Genomic DNA, 16,931 nt, shown 5'->3' with positions numbered 1-16,931 from the left:
GAGCCCCGGGACGGGGCCGCAGGACGTCGCGATGCGGGCCCGGGCGCGCTCGTTCGGCTCGGTGGCGGCCGGGTACGCGGCGCGGCGCCCGACCTACCCGGTGGACGCGGTGGAGTTCCTGCTCGGCCGCGGGGGAGTGCTGGACGTGCTCGACGTCGGCGCGGGCACCGGCCTGCTCACCGAGGTGGTGGCCGGGCTGGGTCACCGCGTCCGCGCCGTGGACCCGTCGCCGGAGATGCTCGCCGAGCTCACCGCCCGCCTGCCCGGTGTCGCGACCGCGGTCGGCACCGCCGAGCAGCTCCCGGTCGGGGGCGCCTCGGCCGACGCGGTCGTGGCGGGCCAGGCGGCGCACTGGTTCGACCCCGCGCCCGCCGCCCGCGAGCTCCGCCGGGTGCTCCGCCCGGGCGGGAGGGTCGGCCTGGTCTGGAACACCCGCGACGAGCGCGTGCCGTGGGTGGCCGCGCTCGGAGAGCGCATCGCCGACGAGGCGCGCGGCCACGAGGCCGACCGGGCCGTCGTCGAGAGCCTCGCCGCCGAGCTCGCGGCCGCCGTCGAGGTCGTCGAGTCCGCGGTCGTGCAGCGGGTGGGTCCCGAGGACGTCGTCGCCGGGATCGCCACCCGCAGCTACGTCGCGGTGATGGACGACGCACGCCGCGCGGAGTTCCTCGGTGGCATCCGCGAGCTCTTGGCCCGGCACCGGGACACCCGGGGGCGGTCGGAGCTCGAGCTGCCCTACCGGACGCACGCCTACCGGCTCACCCTGCGCTGACGCCGCCCGCGGCCCGCTACCCCGACGGGCGGGTGCCGACGGCGAAGACCCGCCGGAAGGGCAGCAGCGTCGTGCCGTCGGGGCGCGGCGGGTAGGCGGTGCGCAGCGCCGCGGCGTACGCGGCGGAGAACGCGGCCGCGGCGTCGTCGTCCAGCCGGGCGAGGACCGGGCGCAGCACCGTCGAGCGCACCCACCCCAGCACCGGGTGCGGGCCGCGGAGCACGTGGAGCAGAAGGACCACGCTGCCCCCCACCGCTCGCACGCTCGCGGCGGGCCCCTGCAGCGCGGCCGTCGAGCACGGTGTCGGTCCGCGGTGCCGCGTCGGCGGTCCGGCCGGCCCACTCCCGGCTCCGGCACAGGTCGGCGAGCAGCACGTGGGTGGCGGCGCGGAAGTTGCCCGGCACCTGCACCGCGAGCCACCCGCCCGGCGGCAGCGCCGCGGCCCAGCGCCCCATCAGCTCCGGGTGTCCGGGCACCCGGTGGAGGACGGCGTTGCTCACGACGACGTCGACCGGTGCGGTCGGAGCCCAGTCGCGCACGTCGCCCAGCCGGTACTCCACCTGCCCGCGGGCAGCGGCCCTGGCGGCGGCGAGCATCTCGGGGGAGGAGTCGACGCCGGTGACGCGGGCGCCCGGCCACCGCTGCGCCAGCGTGGCGGTCAGCGAGCCCTCGCCGCAGCCGAGGTCGACGACCCTCCGCGGGGCTACGGCACCCACCCGGGCGAGCAGGTCGGCGAAGGGGCGGGCGCGCTCCCCGGCGAAGCGGAGGTACGCGCCGGGCTGCCACGCGCCGTCCGCTGGACCACCGGTACCCGTCACCGCCCGCGACCTTGGTGCGCCGGGTGACCAGTGGGCGGACCACAGGTGACGGATTGGCCCGACCGGGCGTCGAGGGGCCGGAATCGTCGCGGCCGACCGGTACCGTTGCCCCGCCGGGGCCCGCTCCGCCCCGGTGCCCTCCGACCTTGGGAGCCCGCGATTCCGGCCGAGCCGACGCCCCCGGTACCCCCGTCCGACGGGGCTGCCGGTGCTGCCCCGGGCGACGGCCTGCCGCCCGCGGGCTCACCGGTTCCGCCGTCCGCGGGCCCGCCGCTGACCGACGTGGGCGAGGTGGGGGCACCCCCGGGCGCGGCCCCCGCGGGCGGGTCCTCGGTCGCGGACGGGTCCGGTGCGGTGGGCACGGTGGCCAAGATCCGCGCCGTGCTGCGGGTGCGCGACTTCCGCAAGCTGTGGTTGTCCACGCTGCTGTCCAGCTTCGGCGACTGGCTCGGCCTGCTCGCCATCACCGTGACCGCCACGATGACCTTCGACGACTACGCCGCGCAGAACTTCGCGCTCGCGGGGGTCCTGCTCTTCCGGCTGCTCCCGGCCATCGTGCTCGGCCCCGTGGCAGGGGCCTTCGCCGACCGGTTCGACCGCCGGAAGACGATGGTGGTCACCGACGTCCTGCGGTTCGCCCTGTTCGCCTCGATCCCGATCGTCGACAACCTGATCTGGCTGTTCATCGCCCAGTTCGTGATCGAGGCCTTCAGCCTGTTCTGGATCCCGGCGAAGGACGCCGCCGTCCCCAACATGCTGCGCAAGGACCAGCTGGAGCCGGCCAACCAGCTCTCCCTGGTCACCACCTACGGGCTCACCCCGGTGGCCGCGGCGATCGTGTTCGCCCTGCTCACCAGCGTGGGCGGCGAGCTCAGCGCCGTCCTGCCGGGCGTGGACGAGGTGGACCTCGCCCTCTACCTGAACGCGCTCACCTTCCTGGTCGCGGCCTTCGTCATCTGGAACCTGCCGTCGATCAGCGGCCGCCGGGCGGAGGGGGCGGTCGTCGGCCAGCAGGAGAGCTTCCTCGGCTCGCTGGTCAAGGGGTTCTCCTTCGCCGGGCACACCCGCCTGGTCCGGGGCCTGGTCGTGGGCATCACCGGGGCCTTCGTCGCGGCGGGCGCGATCATCGCCACCGGGCAGGCCTACGTGAACGTGCTCGGGGGCGGCGAGGCGGCGTACGGCATCCTGTTCGGGGCCGTCTTCGTCGGCCTGGGCCTGGGCATCGGCATCGGCCCCAGCGTGGCGCGCGACCTCGCCCGCGAGCGCATCTTCGGGCTGGCGATCGTCGGCGCCGGGGTCGTCGTGGTGCTGCTGTCGCTGTCCTTCGCGCTGTGGATCTCGCTGCTGCTCGTGGTCGTCATGGGCTTCTTCGCCGGCATGGCGTTCCTGGCCGGCATCACCCTGATCGGCACCGAGGTGGAGGACTCGATCCGGGGTCGCACCTTCGCGATCGTGCAGTCCCTGGTCCGCGCGGCGCTGATCATCTCCCTGGCCCTCGTGCCGATCGGGGTGGGGCTGATCGGTCGGGAGGACCTGGACCTCGGCGCCGTCGTGCTGCCGCTCTCCGGTGAGCGGATCATGCTGTTCGCGGCCGGGGTGCTGGCCGTCGGCGTCGGGCTGCTGGCCTACCGGCAGATGGACGACCGGCGCCCCATCCCGCTGTGGGCCGATGTCGTCACCGCGCTGCGCCGCGACACCACCGCGCGCCGCCGGCTGGCCGGCGGCGGGGTGCTCATCGCCTTCGAGGGCGGCGAGGGGGCCGGCAAGTCCACCCAGGTGCGCCGGCTGCAGGAGTGGCTCGCCGACGAGGGGCTGACCGCCCGGGCGTCGTTCGAACCCGGCGCCACGCCGCCGGGGGCCGGGATCCGCTCGATCGTGCTCGACCGCGCCCAGGTGGGCATCGCCCCGCGGGCCGAGGCGCTGCTCTACGCCGCCGACCGCGCCCAGCACGTGCACGAGGTGCTGCGCCCCGCCCTCGACGCCGGCGAGGTCGTGATCACCGACCGGTTCATCGACAGCTCGCTGGCTTACCAGGGCGCCGGGCGCACCATCCCCCTGGACGACGTGCGCATGCTCTCCCGCTGGGCCGCCCAGGGGCTGCGGCCCGACCTGACGGTGCTGCTCGACCTGCCGCCCGAGGTGGGGCTGGCCCGCGCCCGCGGCCGCGCCGCCGCCGACCGGCTGGAGTCGGAGTCGCTGGACTTCCACCAGCGCGTGCGGCGGACCTTCCAGGAGCTCGCCGAGGCCGAGCCCGACCGCTACCTGGTGCTCGACGCGCGCCGGTCGCCCGACGAGCTCGCGGCCGCCATCCGGGTGCGGGTGGCCGAGCTCCTCTCCGGGCTGCCGCTGCAGACCCCCGCCCCGCCGGCGGCCCAGCCGCAGGGCGCCCCCCAGCCGCGGCAGGACGACCGCGGCCCCGGGGCGCACCACCCCCATGCCCAGACCGGCGCCACGCCGCAGCTGCACCCGTGACCGCACCGGTGGTGGCGCCGGAAGAGGGCGTCTGGACGCAGGTGGTCGGGCAGCCGGCCGTGGTGGCCGAGCTGCGGGCCGCGATCGCCGACCCGACCGCGATGACCCACGCCTGGCTGTTCACCGGGCCGCCCGGCTCCGGGCGGTCCGTGGCCGCGCGGGCGTTCGCCGCGGCGCTGCAGTGCCCCGACGGCGGGGACGGCACCTGCCACGCCTGCCGCACCGTGCTCGCCGGGACGCACGCCGACGTCCAGCGGATCGTCCCCGAGGGCCTCTCCATCGGCGTCGCCGAGGTGCGCGAGCTGGTCCGCATCGCCGGCCGGGCGCCGTCGCAGGGCCGCTGGCAGGTGGTGGTGGTCGAGGACGCCGACCGGATGACCGAGCAGGCCTCCAACACCGTGCTGAAGATGCTCGAGGAACCGCCGCCGCGCACGGTGTTCCTGCTGTGCGCGCCCAGCCTGCACCCCGAGGACGTGCCGGTCACCATCCGCTCCCGCTGCCGGGTCGTCGGGCTGCGCACCCCGCCGGTCGACGCCGTCGCCGACGTGCTGGTGCGCCGGGACGGGATCGACCCCGCACTGGCCTCCTGGTCGGCGGCCGCCTCCGGCGGTCACGTGGGCCGGGCCCGGCGGCTGGCGCGGGACGAGACCGCCCGGCTGGCCCGCAAGGCGGTGCTCGACGTGCCGCTGCGGCTGGTCTCGCTGGCGGCCTGCCTGGACGCCGCCGACGACCTGGTGGGCGCGGCGAAGGAGGAGGCCGACGAGGCGTCCGCCGCCCTCGACGGCGCCGAGACCGAGGCCGTCAAGGCCAGCCTCGGGGTGGGCGCGCGCGGGCCCGGCGTCGCCGCCGCCAGCCGCGGCGCCGGCCAGCTCAAGGAGCTGGAGAAGCGGCAGAAGTCGCGGGCCACCCGCCTCGGGCGCGACTCGCTGGACCGCGCGCTGGTCGACCTCGCGGGGCTCTACCGCGACGCGCTGCTCCTCGACGCCGCACCCGGCACGGAGCTGCAGCTGAACCACCCCGACCGCCGCGCCGACGCCGAGGAGCTGGCCCGCCGGATCGGGGCGGAAGGGGCGCTGCGCCGCATCGACGCCGTCCTGGCCTGCCGCACGGCGCTGGAGCAGAACGTGAAGCCGCAGGTGGCCCTGGAGGCCCTCACCGTCGCGCTCCGCCTGCCGTCCTGAGCCGCCGCACCCGCGGCCCGTGGCGCCCGCGCCGGGCGCTGCGGGAGGGCCACCCCTGCGCCGGTCCGGCGGTGACCGTGTCGTAGGCTGTGCGGGCAGTCCGCCGCCTTAGCTCAGTCGGTAGAGCATCTCACTCGTAATGAGAAGGTCGTCGGTTCGATTCCGACAGGCGGCTCGCACAGCACGGGCCCGTCCACCTGGACGGGCCCGTCGTCGTCCCGGGGTCCGCGCACCCGCCGCGGTCACCCGGCCACGGGGTCGGCTGACGGCGGCACGCCCCGGGAGGGGTGTGCCGCCGTCGGTGCGTCCGGCGCCCGGTCCGGAGGCCGGGCGGGGGTTCAGTGGTGCGCGGACCCGTTCTTGGCGCGCTCGATCGAGGCGCGGATCTCGTCCTCGGCGGCCTCGCGGCCGACCCACTCGGCGCCCTCGACCGACTTGCCCGGCTCGAGGTCCTTGTAGGTCTCGAAGAAGTGCTGGATCTCGAGGCGGTCGAACTCCGACACGTCCTCGATCTCCTTGAGGTGCGCCACCCGCGGGTCCGTCGCCGGCACGCAGAGGACCTTGTCGTCCCCTCCCGCCTCGTCGGTCATGCGGAACATGCCGATGGCCCGGCACGTCACCAGGCACCCGGGGAACGTCGGCTCCTCGAGGATTACCAGGGCATCGAGCGGGTCGCCGTCCTGCCCGAGGGTGTTCTCGATGTAGCCGTAGTCCGCCGGGTAGCGGGTGGAGGTGAACAGCATCCGGTCCAAGCGGATGCGTCCGGTCTCATGGTCCAGCTCGTACTTGTTCCGCTGGCCCTTCGGGATTTCTACCGTCACGTCGAACTGCACGGACGTAGTGTGGCCCACGGGGGGCTGCGCGGTCGGCGCAGGCCCCCTTCTGGGGGGTGGGCACCATCTCGTCGAGCGGCTCGACGATCGTCACGGCCAACTACGGCCGCTTCCGGCGGCGCATGATCACCGGCATCGCCCTGCTCGTCACGCTGCTCGTCGGCGGCGGCATCGGGCTGGGGATCTTCCTCGGCACCGACGCGGGGGGCGAGGACGGGGCCATCGCCGTCCCGGACGCCGTGCTGCCCGACCTCGGCGAGGCCGATCCCGTCCTGGCCGCGCTCTCCGCCGATGCGCCGGTGCCCGATGCCGCCGCCCTCGAGGCCGCCCTCACCCCGTTGCTCAGCGGCCCGCCGCTGGGGCCGGGCACCACGGCGCAGGTCGTCGACGTCGCCACCGGTGAGGTGCTGTACGACCGGGACGCCGGCGCTCCGCTGACCCCCGCCTCCACCGCCAAGCTGCTCACCGCGACCGCGGCGCTCACCACCCTCGACCCGGCCGGGACGTTCGAGACCCGGGTGGTCGCCGGCTCCGCGCCCGGTGAGGTGGTGCTCGTGGGCGGTGGCGACCCGACCCTGTCGCGCACCGAGCCGTCGCAGACCTACCCCGGTGCCCCGACGATGGCCGACCTCGCCACCCAGGTCGTGGGCGCGCTCCCCGCGGGCACCCCCGTCACCCGCATCGTGGTCGACAGCGCGCTGTTCAGCGGTCCGCTGACCGCCAGCGGCTGGGGCCCGGGCGACGCGCCCTCCAGCTACGCCGCACCCATCACCGCCACCGCCGTCGACGGCGCGCGGGTCAGCCCCGGGGCGCTCGCGCGCAGCGGCCAGCCCGGCCTCGACGCCGGCGCGGCGCTCGCCGACGCCCTCGGCGCCCCCGGTGCCGCGGTGGTCCTCGGCCAGGCCCCGGCCGGCGCCCGCACCCTCGGCACCGTCGAGTCGGCGCCCGTCGCCCGGCTGGTCGAGCAGGCGCTCTCGCAGTCGGACAACGTGCTCGCCGAGGTGCTGGCCCGGCACGTCGCGCTCGCCCGGGGGGAGGCGGCCACCTTCGACGGGGCGGCGCGGGCCGTCGTCGAGGCGCTGGACGAGCTGGGGCTGGACGTCACCGGCGTCACGCTGGCCGACGGCAGCGGCCTGTCGCGGGAGAACGTCGTGACCGCCGAGCTCCTCACCGCGGTGGTGCGCGGCGCCGCCGACGGCAGCCTCGGCGACGCCGCCGGGCTGCTGCCCGGCCTGCCGGTGGCCGGCTACGACGGCACGCTCGCCGACCGCGGCGACGACGACCCGGCGACCGCGCCGGGCACGGTGCGTGCCAAGACCGGCACGCTGCTGGGCGTCAACGCGCTGGCCGGGACCGTGGTCACCGCTGACGGCCGGCTGCTCGCCTTCGCCGTGGTGGCCGACGAGGCGACCGGCAGCGAGCTGGCGGCGGAGTCCGCGCTCGACCAGTTCGCCGCCACCCTCGCCGCCTGCGGCTGTTGAAGGTAGAAGGACCCTGCTGCCCCCCACCGCTCGCAGGCTCGCGGCGGGCCCCTACAGCAGGGCCTACGGTGAAGCGATGAGCAGCGCCTCCTCGATGGTCGACTGGGACCTGGCCGGACGCACGGCCCGCCGGCTGGTCGCCGGCGGCCCGAGCACCACCCGGGAGGAGGCGGCCGCGGTCGTCGCCGAGCTGCACCGCGCCGCCGCCACCGCGATCGCGCACGTCGAGGAGCTCACCGGGCTGCGGCCGGTGCCCGGCGGGCCGGTCCCCGAGGTCGCCGTCGTCGACCGGCCGGGCTGGGCCGACGCCAACGCCCGCGGCATGGCCGCCCTGCTCGACCCGCTGGTGGAGAAGCTCGCCGAGCGCACGGGCCACCGCCCCGGCGCCCTCGCCACCGCCATCGGCTCGCGCGCCACCGGCGTCCAGGCCGGCGGCCTGCTGGCCTTCCTCGCGTCGCGGGTGCTGGGCCAGTACGAGATCTTCGGCACCGGCGGCCGGCTGCTGCTGGTGGCCCCCAACATCGTCGCCACCGAGCGCAAGCTGGGCGTCGACCCCTCGGACTTCCGCCTCTGGGTGTGCCTGCACGAGGTCACCCACCAGCTTCAGTTCACCGGCGTCCCGTGGCTCGGGGGCTACCTCGAGGAGCAGGTCGCCGAGTTCGTCGCTGCCACCGACCTGGCGCCCGACGTGCTGCGCGAGCGGCTGCAGGACCTGCTGCGCAGCCTCGCGGACGCCGTGCGGGGCGGCGGGGACGGCGCTCCCGAGGGGCTGCTGGCGCTGGTCCGCGACCCGCGGCAGCGGGAGGTGCTGGACCGGGTGACCGCGGTCATGAGCCTGGTCGAGGGCCACGCCGAGTACGTGATGGACGGCGTCGGCCCCGACGTCGTGCCCTCGGTGCGCACCCTGCGCAAGCGGTTCGCCCAGCGCCGCAAGGGCCGCGGGCCGCTGGACCGCGTGCTGCGCCGGCTGCTGGGCCTGGAGCAGAAGATGAAGCAGTACGCCGACGGGCGGCACTTCGTCGGCGGCGTCGTCGGCCTCGCCGGCATGGAGGGCTTCAACCGCGTCTGGGAGGGCCCGGCGAACCTGCCGCTCATCGAGGAGCTCACCGCGCCGCACCTGTGGGTCGAGCGGGTGCTCGGGCGCCCCGCCCTGCCCGCCTGAGCCCGGTGGCCGGGCCTCCCCGCGCGGTCGCGGAGGTGCGGCGCGCCGTCCGCGACGGGCTGCGCGGCGACGACCGGGCGGTCCTCGCCGCCTGCAGCGGGGGAGCGGACTCGGTGGCGCTGGCCGCCGCGCTCGCCTTCGAGGCCCGCTCCGCGGGCGCCCGGGTCGGCGGGGTCACCGTCGACCACGGCCTGCAGGCGGGCTCGGCGGCGCGCGCGGAGAGCACCGCCGCGCTGCTGCGCGGACTGGGTCTGGACCCGGTGCTCGTGCTCACCGTCCGGGTGGGGGACGACGGCGGCCCCGAGGGAGCGGCCCGCACCGCGCGGTCCACCGCGCTGGCGGCCGCGGCGCGGGAGCACGGTGCCCGCATCGCGCTCGGGCACACCCTCGACGACCAGGCCGAGACCGTGCTTCTCGGGCTCGGCCGCGGCTCGGGCCCCCGGTCGGTCGCCGGGATGGTGGCCGAGCGGACCGCCGACGGCGTGGGGTGGTGGCGACCGCTCCTGGGTGTCCGCCGCGCCACCACCCGGCAGGCGTGCGCCGACCAGGGCCTGCCGGTGTGGGACGACCCGTGGAACGCCGACCCCGCCTACACCCGGGTGCGGCTGCGCACGCAGGCCCTGCCGCTGCTGGAGGAGGTGCTCGGCGGCGGGGTGGCGCCCGCGCTGGCCCGCACCGCCGGGCTGCTCCGGGAGGACCTCGACGCCCTCGACGCCCTGGCGGCCGCGGAGCTCGCCCGGCTGGCGGCGGAGTCGGGTGACGGCGGCCTGCCCGCCCGGCCGCTCGCGGAGCTGCCGGCCGCGCTGCGCCGCCGGGTGCTCCGCGGCTGGCTGAACGGCTCCGGCGTCCCCGACCTGCAGGCGGTGCACCTGCGGGCGGTGGAGACCCTCGTCACCGGCTGGCGCGGCCAGGGCGCGGTCGACCTACCCGGCGGCGCAGGCGTCGTCCGGGCGTCTGGCACCCTGGAGCTGCTGCCGCCGGGAACCCGGCGCGGCACCCCCGGACCCGCACCCCACGAGGAGCTCACTCCGTGACGGAGACTGCCAGCACGCCCGGCGCACTCGGTCCCGACCACGGCTACGGCCCGGACATCGACCACGTCCTGCTCGGCGAGGAGCAGATCCGCGAGAAGATCGCCGAGCTGGCCGCGACCATCGCCGCCGACTACGCGGGCCGGGAGGTCCTCCTCGTCGGCGTGCTCAAGGGCGCGGTGCTCTTCATGAGCGACTTCGCCCGGGCGCTCCAGCTGCCCACCCAGATGGAGTTCATGGCGGTCTCGTCCTACGGCTCCTCCACCAGCTCCTCGGGCGTCGTGCGCATCCTCAAGGACCTCGACCGGGACATCACCGGCAAGCACGTGCTGGTGCTCGAGGACATCATCGACTCCGGGCTGACCCTCTCCTGGCTGCTGAAGAACCTGGGCGGCCGCTCGCCGGCGTCGCTGGAGGTCTGCGCCCTGCTGCGCAAGCCGGACGCGGTCAAGGTCGAGGTGCCGGTCCGGTACGTCGGCTTCGACATCCCCAACGAGTTCGTCGTGGGCTACGGCCTGGACTACGCCGAGCGGTACCGCGACCTGCCCTACATCGGCACCCTCAAGCCCGAGGTCTACGCCTGAGCTGACATCGCTCGGCCGGGTGCGTTGCCAGGTCGCGCGCAGGAGATCCACAGGTGCACCGGTGTACCGTCGATCCCGACGACGCTGCACCCGAGCGCCGGGGTCCGTACCCGGGCCGTTCGAGGCGTCCCCGGGACGATCAGGAGGGTCGACGGGCGCTCCACGGCGCCCGGCATCGGTGTATGGAACGCAAGAAGATCTTCCGCTCCGTGTGGTTCTGGGTCGTCCTGGTCATCCTGCTGGCCCTGACCGTCTCGTCGCTGTTCAGCGGTGAGGGCAGCCGCCAGGAGATCACCACCTCGACGGCCCTCGAGCAGATCGAGAGCGGCAACGTCGAGACGGCGACGCTCAACACCCGGGAGCAGACGCTCGAGCTGGACCTGGCCGACGAGGTCGAGGGCAGCACCGAGGTCGTGACGTCCTACCCCGTCGCCGTCGAGGGCGACATCGTCGAGCTGCTGCGCGCCCAGGACGGCGAGGAGTTCGACACCAACGTCACCCAGGACAGCCTCCTGGTGAGCCTGCTGGTCAGCTTCCTGCCGTTCCTGATCCTCCTGCTGCTGCTCTTCTGGCTGTTCAACTCCATGCAGGGCGGCGGCCGCGGCGTCATGGCCTTCGGCAAGTCCAAGGCCAAGCAGATCACCAAGGACATGCCGAAGACGACGTTCGCCGACGTCGCCGGCGCCGACGAGGCGATCGAGGAGCTCCACGAGATCAAGGAGTTCCTCGCCAACCCGGTGAAGTTCCAGGCCGTCGGCGCCAAGATCCCCAAGGGCGTGCTGCTGTTCGGCCCGCCCGGCACCGGCAAGACCCTGCTCGCCCGCGCCGTCGCCGGTGAGGCCGGCGTGCCGTTCTTCTCCATCTCCGGCTCGGACTTCGTCGAGATGTTCGTCGGTGTCGGCGCCAGCCGCGTCCGCGACCTGTTCACCCAGGCCAAGGAGAACTCCCCGGCGATCATCTTCGTCGACGAGATCGACGCCGTCGGGCGCCAGCGCGGCGCCGGCATGGGCGGCGGCCACGACGAGCGCGAGCAGACGCTGAACCAGATGCTCGTCGAGATGGACGGCTTCGACGTCAAGGGCGGGGTCATCCTGATCGCGGCCACCAACCGGCCCGACGTCCTCGACCCGGCGCTGCTGCGCCCGGGCCGCTTCGACCGGCAGATCGCCGTCGACCGTCCCGACCTCGAGGGCCGCAAGAAGATCCTCGAGGTGCACGCGAAGGGCAAGCCGCTCGCGCCCGACGTCGACCTGGAGACCGTCGCCCGCCGCACGCCCGGCTTCACCGGCGCGGACCTCGCCAACGTCCTCAACGAGGGTGCGCTGCTCACCGCCCGGAACAACGGCTCGCTGATCACCGACGCCGTCCTCGAGGAGGCGATCGACCGCGTCATCGCCGGCCCCGAGCGGAAGACGCGGGCGATGAGCGAGAAGGAGAAGAAGGTCACCGCCTACCACGAGGGCGGCCACGCCCTGGTGGCGCACGCGCTGCCCAACCTGGACCCGGTGCACAAGGTGACGATCCTGCCGCGCGGCCGCTCCCTCGGGCACACGCTCGTGCTGCCGACCGAGGACAAGTACACCCAGACGCGCTCGGAGATGATCGACACCCTCGCCTACGCCCTCGGCGGGCGCGCGGCCGAGGAGCTGGTCTTCCACGAGCCGACCACCGGCGCCGGCAACGACATCGAGAAGGCCACCGCCATGGCCCGCGCGATGGTCACCCAGTACGGCATGAGCGCCAAGCTCGGCGCGGTGAAGTACGGCAGCAACGAGTCCGAGCCGTTCCTCGGCCGCGACATGGGGTCCCGCCCCGACTACTCCGAGGCCGTCGCCGCCGACATCGACGCCGAGATCCGCGCGCTGATCGAGGCCGCGCACGACGAGGCGTGGGAGATCCTGGTCGAGTACCGCGAGGTCCTGGACCAGCTGGTGCTCGAGCTGATCGAGAAGGAGACGCTGTCCAAGGACGACATGGCCCGCATCTGCGCGCCGGTCACCAAGCGCCCCGCACTCGCGCCGTACAACGGCTTCGGCAAGCGCACCCCGTCCGACCAGCCGCCGGTGCTCACGCCGGCCGAGCGCGCCGGCCAGAACGGGTCGGGCCACCCGGCTCCCGTCGGGGACGTCGGGGCCCCGGTCCAGCGGTGAGCCGGGCCGACCGATGAGCGAGATCCCGGCCGAGCCGGAGGACCAGCTGCTGACCCCGGCCCCCGGGGTCGACCAGGAGCGGGCCGCCGCGGCGATCCGCGAACTGCTGATCGCGGTCGGCGAGGACCCCGACCGGCCGGGGCTGCAGGACACCCCCGCGCGCGTCGCGCGGGCCTACGCGGAGACCTTCGCCGGCCTCTGGCAGGACCCGTTCGACATCCTCGCGACGACGTTCGACGAGGACCACGACGAGCTGGTGCTGGTCAAGGACATCCCGATGTACTCGACCTGCGAGCACCACCTGGTGCCCTTCCACGGGGTCGCGCACGTCGCCTACATCCCCGGGGAGGACGGCCGGGTCACCGGGCTGTCCAAGCTGGCCCGGCTGGTCGAGGTCTACGCCCGCCGCCCCCAGGTGCAGGAGCGGATGACCCGGCAGATCGCCGACGCGCTCAACGACGCCCTCAAGCCGCGCGGCGTGCTGGTCGTCATCGAGGCCGAGCACCTGTGCATGGCGATGCGCGGCATCCGCAAGCCCGGCTCCTCCACGGTCACCTCCGCGGTCCGGGGCATCTTCCGCGAGAACGCGGCCACCCGCAGCGAGGCGATGGGCCTCGTCCTCGGCCGGTGAGCCCGGTGGAGCTGCCGCGGACCGGGCGCTGCCTGGTGATGGGCGTCCTCAACGTCACGCCGGACTCCTTCTCCGACGGCGGCTGCTTCGCCGACCCGGCCGACGCGGTCGCGCACGGGCTGGCGATGCACGCCGCGGGCGCGGACTACGTGGACGTCGGCGGTGAGTCCACCCGCCCGGGCGCCGACCGGGTCGACACCGAGGAGGAGTGCCGCCGGGTGCTCCCGGTGATCCGCGAGCTCTCCGCCGCCGGCGTGCGCACCAGCGTCGACACCACCCGCGCCGAGGTGGCCGAGGCGGCGCTGCGCGCGGGCGCGGTGCTGGTCAACGACGTCAGCGGTGGGCTGGCGGACAAGAACATGGCCGACCTGGTCGCCGAGGCCGGCGTGCCGTGGGTGCTCATGCACTGGCGCGGGCACAGCCGGGAGATGTACGCGGCCGCGCAGTACGGCGACGTCGTGACGGAGGTCTGCGCCGAGCTCACCGCCCGGGTGGAGGACGTCGTCGCCGCCGGCGTGCGGCCCGAGCAGCTGGTGCTCGACCCCGGGCTGGGCTTCGCCAAGCGGGCAGAGCACAACTGGGCGCTGCTGGCCGGGCTGGACCGGCTCGTCGCCGTCGGCCTGCCCGTGCTGGTCGGGGCCTCGCGCAAGACGTTCCTCGGCCGGCTGCTGGCCGGGCCCGACGCCGAACCCCGCCCCGCCGAGGAGCGCGACGCCGCCACCCTGGCCACGACCGTGCTCGCCGCCGAGGCCGGAGCGTGGGGCGTGCGCGTCCACGACGCCGCCGCCTCGGTGGACGCCGTCCGCACCGTGGCCGCCGTGCGCGCGGCGAGAGGAGCCCGCCGTGGCCACCCCTGACCGCATCGCCGTCCGCGGCATCCGCGCCCACGCCCACCACGGCGTCTACGACTTCGAGCGCGAGCGTGGCCAGGTGTTCCTCGTCGACGCCGTCCTGGAGCTCGACACCTCCGCGGCCGCGGCGACCGACGACCTCGCCCGCACGGTGAACTACGCCGACCTCGCGCAGCGGCTGCACCGCGTGCTGTCGGGCGAGCCGGTCAGCCTCCTGGAGACCCTCGCCCAGCGGCTGGCCGACGTCTGCCTCGCCGACGAGCTGGTCGACGCGGTGGAGATCACCGTGCACAAGCCCGAGGCGGAGCTCGGGGTGCCGTTCGACGACGTCGTCGTCAGCATCCGGCGCGCACGCCGATGAGCCGGGCCGTCCTCTCCCTGGGCGCCAACCTGGGTGACCGCGCGCAGGCCCTGCGCGCCGCGCTCACCGCGCTCAAGGACGAAGGCGTGCTCGTCGCCCGCTCCACGCTGTACGAGACCCCGCCGTGGGGGCCGGTCGAGCAGCCGCCGTACCTGAACGCGGTCGCCGTCGTCCGCGGCGACCGCGACGCCGCAGGGTGGCTGGCGCGGGCGCACGAGCTGGAGCAGGCCGCCGGCCGCACCCGCGAGGTGCGCTGGGGCGCCCGCACCCTCGACGTCGACGTGGTCACGGTGACCGGCGACGACGGCGCGCCGGTGCTCTCCGACGACCCCGCGCTGACCCTGCCGCACCCCCGGGCGCACGAGCGGGCGTTCGTGCTCGTCCCGTGGGCGACGCTGGACCCGACCGCCGTGCTCCCCGGCCGCGGGCCGGTCCGAGACCTGGTGGCCGCGCTCGACCCCGCCGAGGTGGCGGCGGTCGTGCGCTGGGACCACCTCCACTAGGCCGTGGCACCCGTCCGCCGCCGCGACCTCGCCGTCCTCGCGCTCGGGCTCGCGCTCGCCACGTGGCTGCTGGTGCGCGCCTGGTACGGGGACCTGCCGCCGCTGCGCTGGTGGCTCCCGGCGCCGCTGGCCGTGCTGGCGCTCGCCGAGGCGCTCGGCGCGCGGGTGCTGCGCCGCCGGCTGCACGCGCTGCGCGAGGCGCGAGCGGGCCGCGGCCCCACCGGGCGCGACGCCGCTGGCGTGCGCCCGGTCGAGCCGATGCTGGTCGCCCGGCTCGCGGTGCTGGCCCAGGCCAGCGCCTACGTGGGGGCGGTCTTCGCCGGCGCCTGGCTCGGCGTCCTCCTCTACGCCGGCCCCGCGGTCGGCCGCCTGCAGGCCGCCGGGAGCGACACGGTGACCGCGGTCCTGGGCCTGCTGGCCTCCCTCGCGCTGGTCGCCGCGGCACTGCTCCTGGAGTCCGCCTGCCGCGTCCCGCCCGGTTCGGCCGACGACGACCCGTCCCCCGGGGTGGCCGCGTAACCGGGCGACCGCGCAAGAACGGTCAAGCACGACCACCGGCCGAGCCGCCACCCTGGACGCATGACGGGACGTGACCGGCTCCGCGAGCTGCTCGACGCGGTGCTGGACGAGGGGAACCACACCCTTGCCGAGATGGCCGGGGACGCCTACGCCTCGCCCTTCCACTTTAGCCGCACCCTGTCGCGCGACGCCGGTGAGGCGCCGGTGGCGATGCGGCGGCGGGTGATGCTGGAGCGCGCCGCCTGGCAGCTGCAGCAGGGGAGCAGCGTCACCGACGCGGCGTGGGCGGCGGGCTACGACTCGGTCGAGGGGTTCAGCCGGGCCTTCACCCGCGCCTACGGCCGCCCGCCCAGCGCGGCCGACCCCGGCTCCGGGCACTGGCTGCCGGCACCCAACGGCATCCACTTCCACCCGCCCACCTCCCTGTGGGTGCAGAGCACGGAGCACGCGATGAACCCGCTCACCGAGCAGCTCGTGGCCCACGACCTCGACGACACCCGCCACCTCCTCGACGTCGCGAAGGGGCTGACCGGCGAGGAGTTCCGGGCGCGGCGGCTGCCCGGCCTCGTGGTCCTGCCGTGGGACGGCCCGGAGGAGTCGGTGCAGGCCGTCCTCGAGCACCTGGTGTTCTCGCTCGAGATCTGGCTCGCCTCGATCGAGGGCCGCGACCAGCCCGGCCGGCCCGGGGACCTCGACCCGGCGGGGCTGCTGGCGCGGCACGACGCCGTGGCGCCCCGGTGGCTGGCCACGGTGCGCGACGTCGACCGCCGGGGCGGCTGGGACGACCGGCTGGTCGACGCCCTCTGCGACCCACCGGAGAGCTTCGTGCTCAGCAGCGTGGTCGCCCACGTGCTCACCTACTCCGCCCACCGGCGCCAGCTGGTGCGGCACCTGCTCCGGACGGCCGGCCACGACGCCGGCACCGGCGACCCCATCCTCTGGCTCCGCGCGCGCCGCGGCGAGACCCCGGGAGGCACCCCGTGCTGACGTACCACACCGCCACCACCCTCGACGGCTACATCGCCGACTCGGACGACTCGCTGGACTGGCTGTTCCGCCAGAAGGGCGGGGACGCCGGGGAGCTGGACTTCGACGCCTTCATGGGCCGGGTCGGTGCCATGGTCATGGGGTCGACGACCTACGAGTGGGTCCTCGCGCACGAGGCCGGCAAGCCGTGGCCCTACGCGCTGCCCACCTGGGTGATGACGCACCGGGAGCTGCCGGCGGCCGGCGGCGACGTCCGGTTCACCTCCGCCGACGTCCGCACGGTGCACGCGGAGATGACCGCCGCCGCCGGTGACCGGGAGCTGTGGCTGGTCGGTGGAGGAGACCTCGCCGGCCAGTTCGCCGAGGCCGGCCTGCTCGACGAGGTCGTCGTCTCCATCGCGCCGGTGACCCTCGGGGCGGGGCGGCCGCTGCTGCCGCGGCGGCTGGACCTCGAGCTGGTCCAGGCCGCCGCCACCGGGTCGTTCGTGACCGCGCGGTACCGGGTGGTCGGCCCGCTGCTGGAGGACCGGCCCCGCTGATATGACTCGGCGGTAGTCCTTCACGGACACCTCCGGAGGTGCCAGAAGGGACCTTGCAA

The 16,931-nt window shown here is 75.5% G+C and carries 17 protein-coding genes, 1 tRNA gene and 1 pseudogene; 16 read left to right on the top strand and 3 right to left on the bottom strand.

Annotated elements, in window-relative coordinates; translation table 11 throughout:
- The first annotated feature begins 31 nt into the window (after positions 1–31).
- Positions 32–769: a class I SAM-dependent methyltransferase gene (locus E9529_RS07490; RefSeq protein ID WP_236830510.1), complete on the top strand. Its 738-nt coding sequence runs from the start codon at positions 32–34 to the stop codon at positions 767–769.
- 16 nt (positions 770–785) lie between these two features.
- Here the strand turns inward: E9529_RS07490 and E9529_RS07485 are convergent, their stop codons facing one another.
- A complete protein-coding gene (locus E9529_RS07485; protein ID WP_236830540.1) occupies positions 786–1,010 on the bottom strand; it encodes a hypothetical protein in 225 nt (74 codons plus the stop codon).
- A 199-nt stretch (positions 1,011–1,209) separates the two neighbouring features.
- Positions 1,210–1,485 (bottom strand): annotated as a pseudogene (locus tag E9529_RS07480) (methyltransferase domain-containing protein); the annotation flags it as partial.
- A gap of 465 nt (positions 1,486–1,950) precedes the next feature.
- Here E9529_RS07480 and tmk point away from each other — a divergent pair.
- The 3 genes from tmk to E9529_RS07465 all read left to right on the top strand — a co-directional run bounded on the left by tmk (position 1,951) and on the right by E9529_RS07465 (position 5,415).
- Complete coding sequence (gene tmk / locus E9529_RS07475) at positions 1,951–4,059, top strand: dTMP kinase (RefSeq protein WP_236830508.1); 2,109 nt, start codon at positions 1,951–1,953, stop codon at positions 4,057–4,059.
- The gene (locus tag E9529_RS07470) at positions 4,056–5,240 is read left to right on the top strand and encodes a DNA polymerase III subunit delta' (RefSeq protein ID WP_236830506.1); all 1,185 of its coding nucleotides are present in this window, start codon (positions 4,056–4,058) and stop codon (positions 5,238–5,240) included. Before tmk ends, E9529_RS07470 begins: the two co-directional genes overlap by 4 nt.
- 102 nt (positions 5,241–5,342) lie before the next feature.
- Positions 5,343–5,415: transfer RNA gene (locus E9529_RS07465), tRNA-Thr, on the top strand.
- A 163-nt stretch (positions 5,416–5,578) separates the two neighbouring features.
- Here E9529_RS07465 and E9529_RS07460 read toward each other — a convergent pair.
- Complete coding sequence (locus E9529_RS07460; protein ID WP_236824949.1) at positions 5,579–6,073, bottom strand: inorganic diphosphatase; 495 nt, start codon at positions 6,071–6,073, stop codon at positions 5,579–5,581.
- A gap of 56 nt (positions 6,074–6,129) precedes the next feature.
- Between E9529_RS07460 and dacB the strand changes: the two genes are divergently transcribed.
- The 12 genes from dacB (at position 6,130) to E9529_RS07400 (ending at position 16,872) form a co-directional block, all read left to right on the top strand.
- Entirely contained in the window at positions 6,130–7,554 is a 1,425-nt protein-coding gene (gene dacB, locus E9529_RS07455) for a D-alanyl-D-alanine carboxypeptidase/D-alanyl-D-alanine-endopeptidase (RefSeq protein ID WP_236830504.1), read from the top strand.
- Positions 7,555–7,630: 76 nt separating this feature from the next.
- A complete protein-coding gene (locus E9529_RS07450; RefSeq protein ID WP_236830502.1) occupies positions 7,631–8,716 on the top strand; it encodes a zinc-dependent metalloprotease in 1,086 nt (361 codons plus the stop codon).
- A gap of 5 nt (positions 8,717–8,721) precedes the next feature.
- Entirely contained in the window at positions 8,722–9,750 is a 1,029-nt protein-coding gene (gene tilS, locus E9529_RS07445) for a tRNA lysidine(34) synthetase TilS (protein WP_236830500.1), read from the top strand.
- A complete protein-coding gene (gene hpt, locus E9529_RS07440; RefSeq protein ID WP_374201321.1) occupies positions 9,747–10,331 on the top strand; it encodes a hypoxanthine phosphoribosyltransferase in 585 nt (194 codons plus the stop codon). The genes tilS and hpt overlap by 4 nt, the downstream gene beginning before the upstream one ends.
- 182 nt (positions 10,332–10,513) lie before the next feature.
- Positions 10,514–12,481, top strand: coding sequence for an ATP-dependent zinc metalloprotease FtsH (ftsH, locus tag E9529_RS07435; protein WP_236830499.1), 1,968 nt, complete (start codon positions 10,514–10,516; stop codon positions 12,479–12,481).
- 13 nt (positions 12,482–12,494) lie between these two features.
- A complete protein-coding gene (gene folE, locus E9529_RS07430) occupies positions 12,495–13,112 on the top strand; it encodes a GTP cyclohydrolase I FolE (RefSeq protein WP_236830498.1) in 618 nt (205 codons plus the stop codon).
- Positions 13,109–13,969, top strand: a complete 861-nt coding sequence (gene folP / locus E9529_RS07425) for a dihydropteroate synthase (RefSeq protein ID WP_236830497.1) — start codon at positions 13,109–13,111, stop codon at positions 13,967–13,969. The genes folE and folP overlap by 4 nt, the downstream gene beginning before the upstream one ends.
- Positions 13,956–14,324, top strand: coding sequence for a dihydroneopterin aldolase (gene folB, locus E9529_RS07420; protein ID WP_236830496.1), 369 nt, complete (start codon positions 13,956–13,958; stop codon positions 14,322–14,324). The genes folP and folB overlap by 14 nt, the downstream gene beginning before the upstream one ends.
- Positions 14,321–14,827, top strand: a complete 507-nt coding sequence (gene folK, locus E9529_RS07415; protein WP_236830495.1) for a 2-amino-4-hydroxy-6-hydroxymethyldihydropteridine diphosphokinase — start codon at positions 14,321–14,323, stop codon at positions 14,825–14,827. Before folB ends, folK begins: the two co-directional genes overlap by 4 nt.
- A 3-nt stretch (positions 14,828–14,830) precedes the next feature.
- Complete coding sequence (locus E9529_RS07410) at positions 14,831–15,346, top strand: DUF3180 domain-containing protein (RefSeq protein ID WP_236830494.1); 516 nt, start codon at positions 14,831–14,833, stop codon at positions 15,344–15,346.
- A gap of 60 nt (positions 15,347–15,406) precedes the next feature.
- Complete coding sequence (locus tag E9529_RS07405) at positions 15,407–16,333, top strand: helix-turn-helix domain-containing protein (protein ID WP_236830493.1); 927 nt, start codon at positions 15,407–15,409, stop codon at positions 16,331–16,333.
- A complete protein-coding gene (locus E9529_RS07400; RefSeq protein ID WP_236830492.1) occupies positions 16,327–16,872 on the top strand; it encodes a dihydrofolate reductase family protein in 546 nt (181 codons plus the stop codon). Before E9529_RS07405 ends, E9529_RS07400 begins: the two co-directional genes overlap by 7 nt.
- Positions 16,873–16,931 lie beyond the last annotated feature (59 nt).

The sequence above is a fragment of the Blastococcus sp. KM273128 genome (assembly GCF_021698975.1).
GTDB lineage: Bacteria > Actinomycetota > Actinomycetes > Mycobacteriales > Geodermatophilaceae > Blastococcus.
This window is presented reverse-complemented; position numbering and strand designations above follow the sequence as displayed.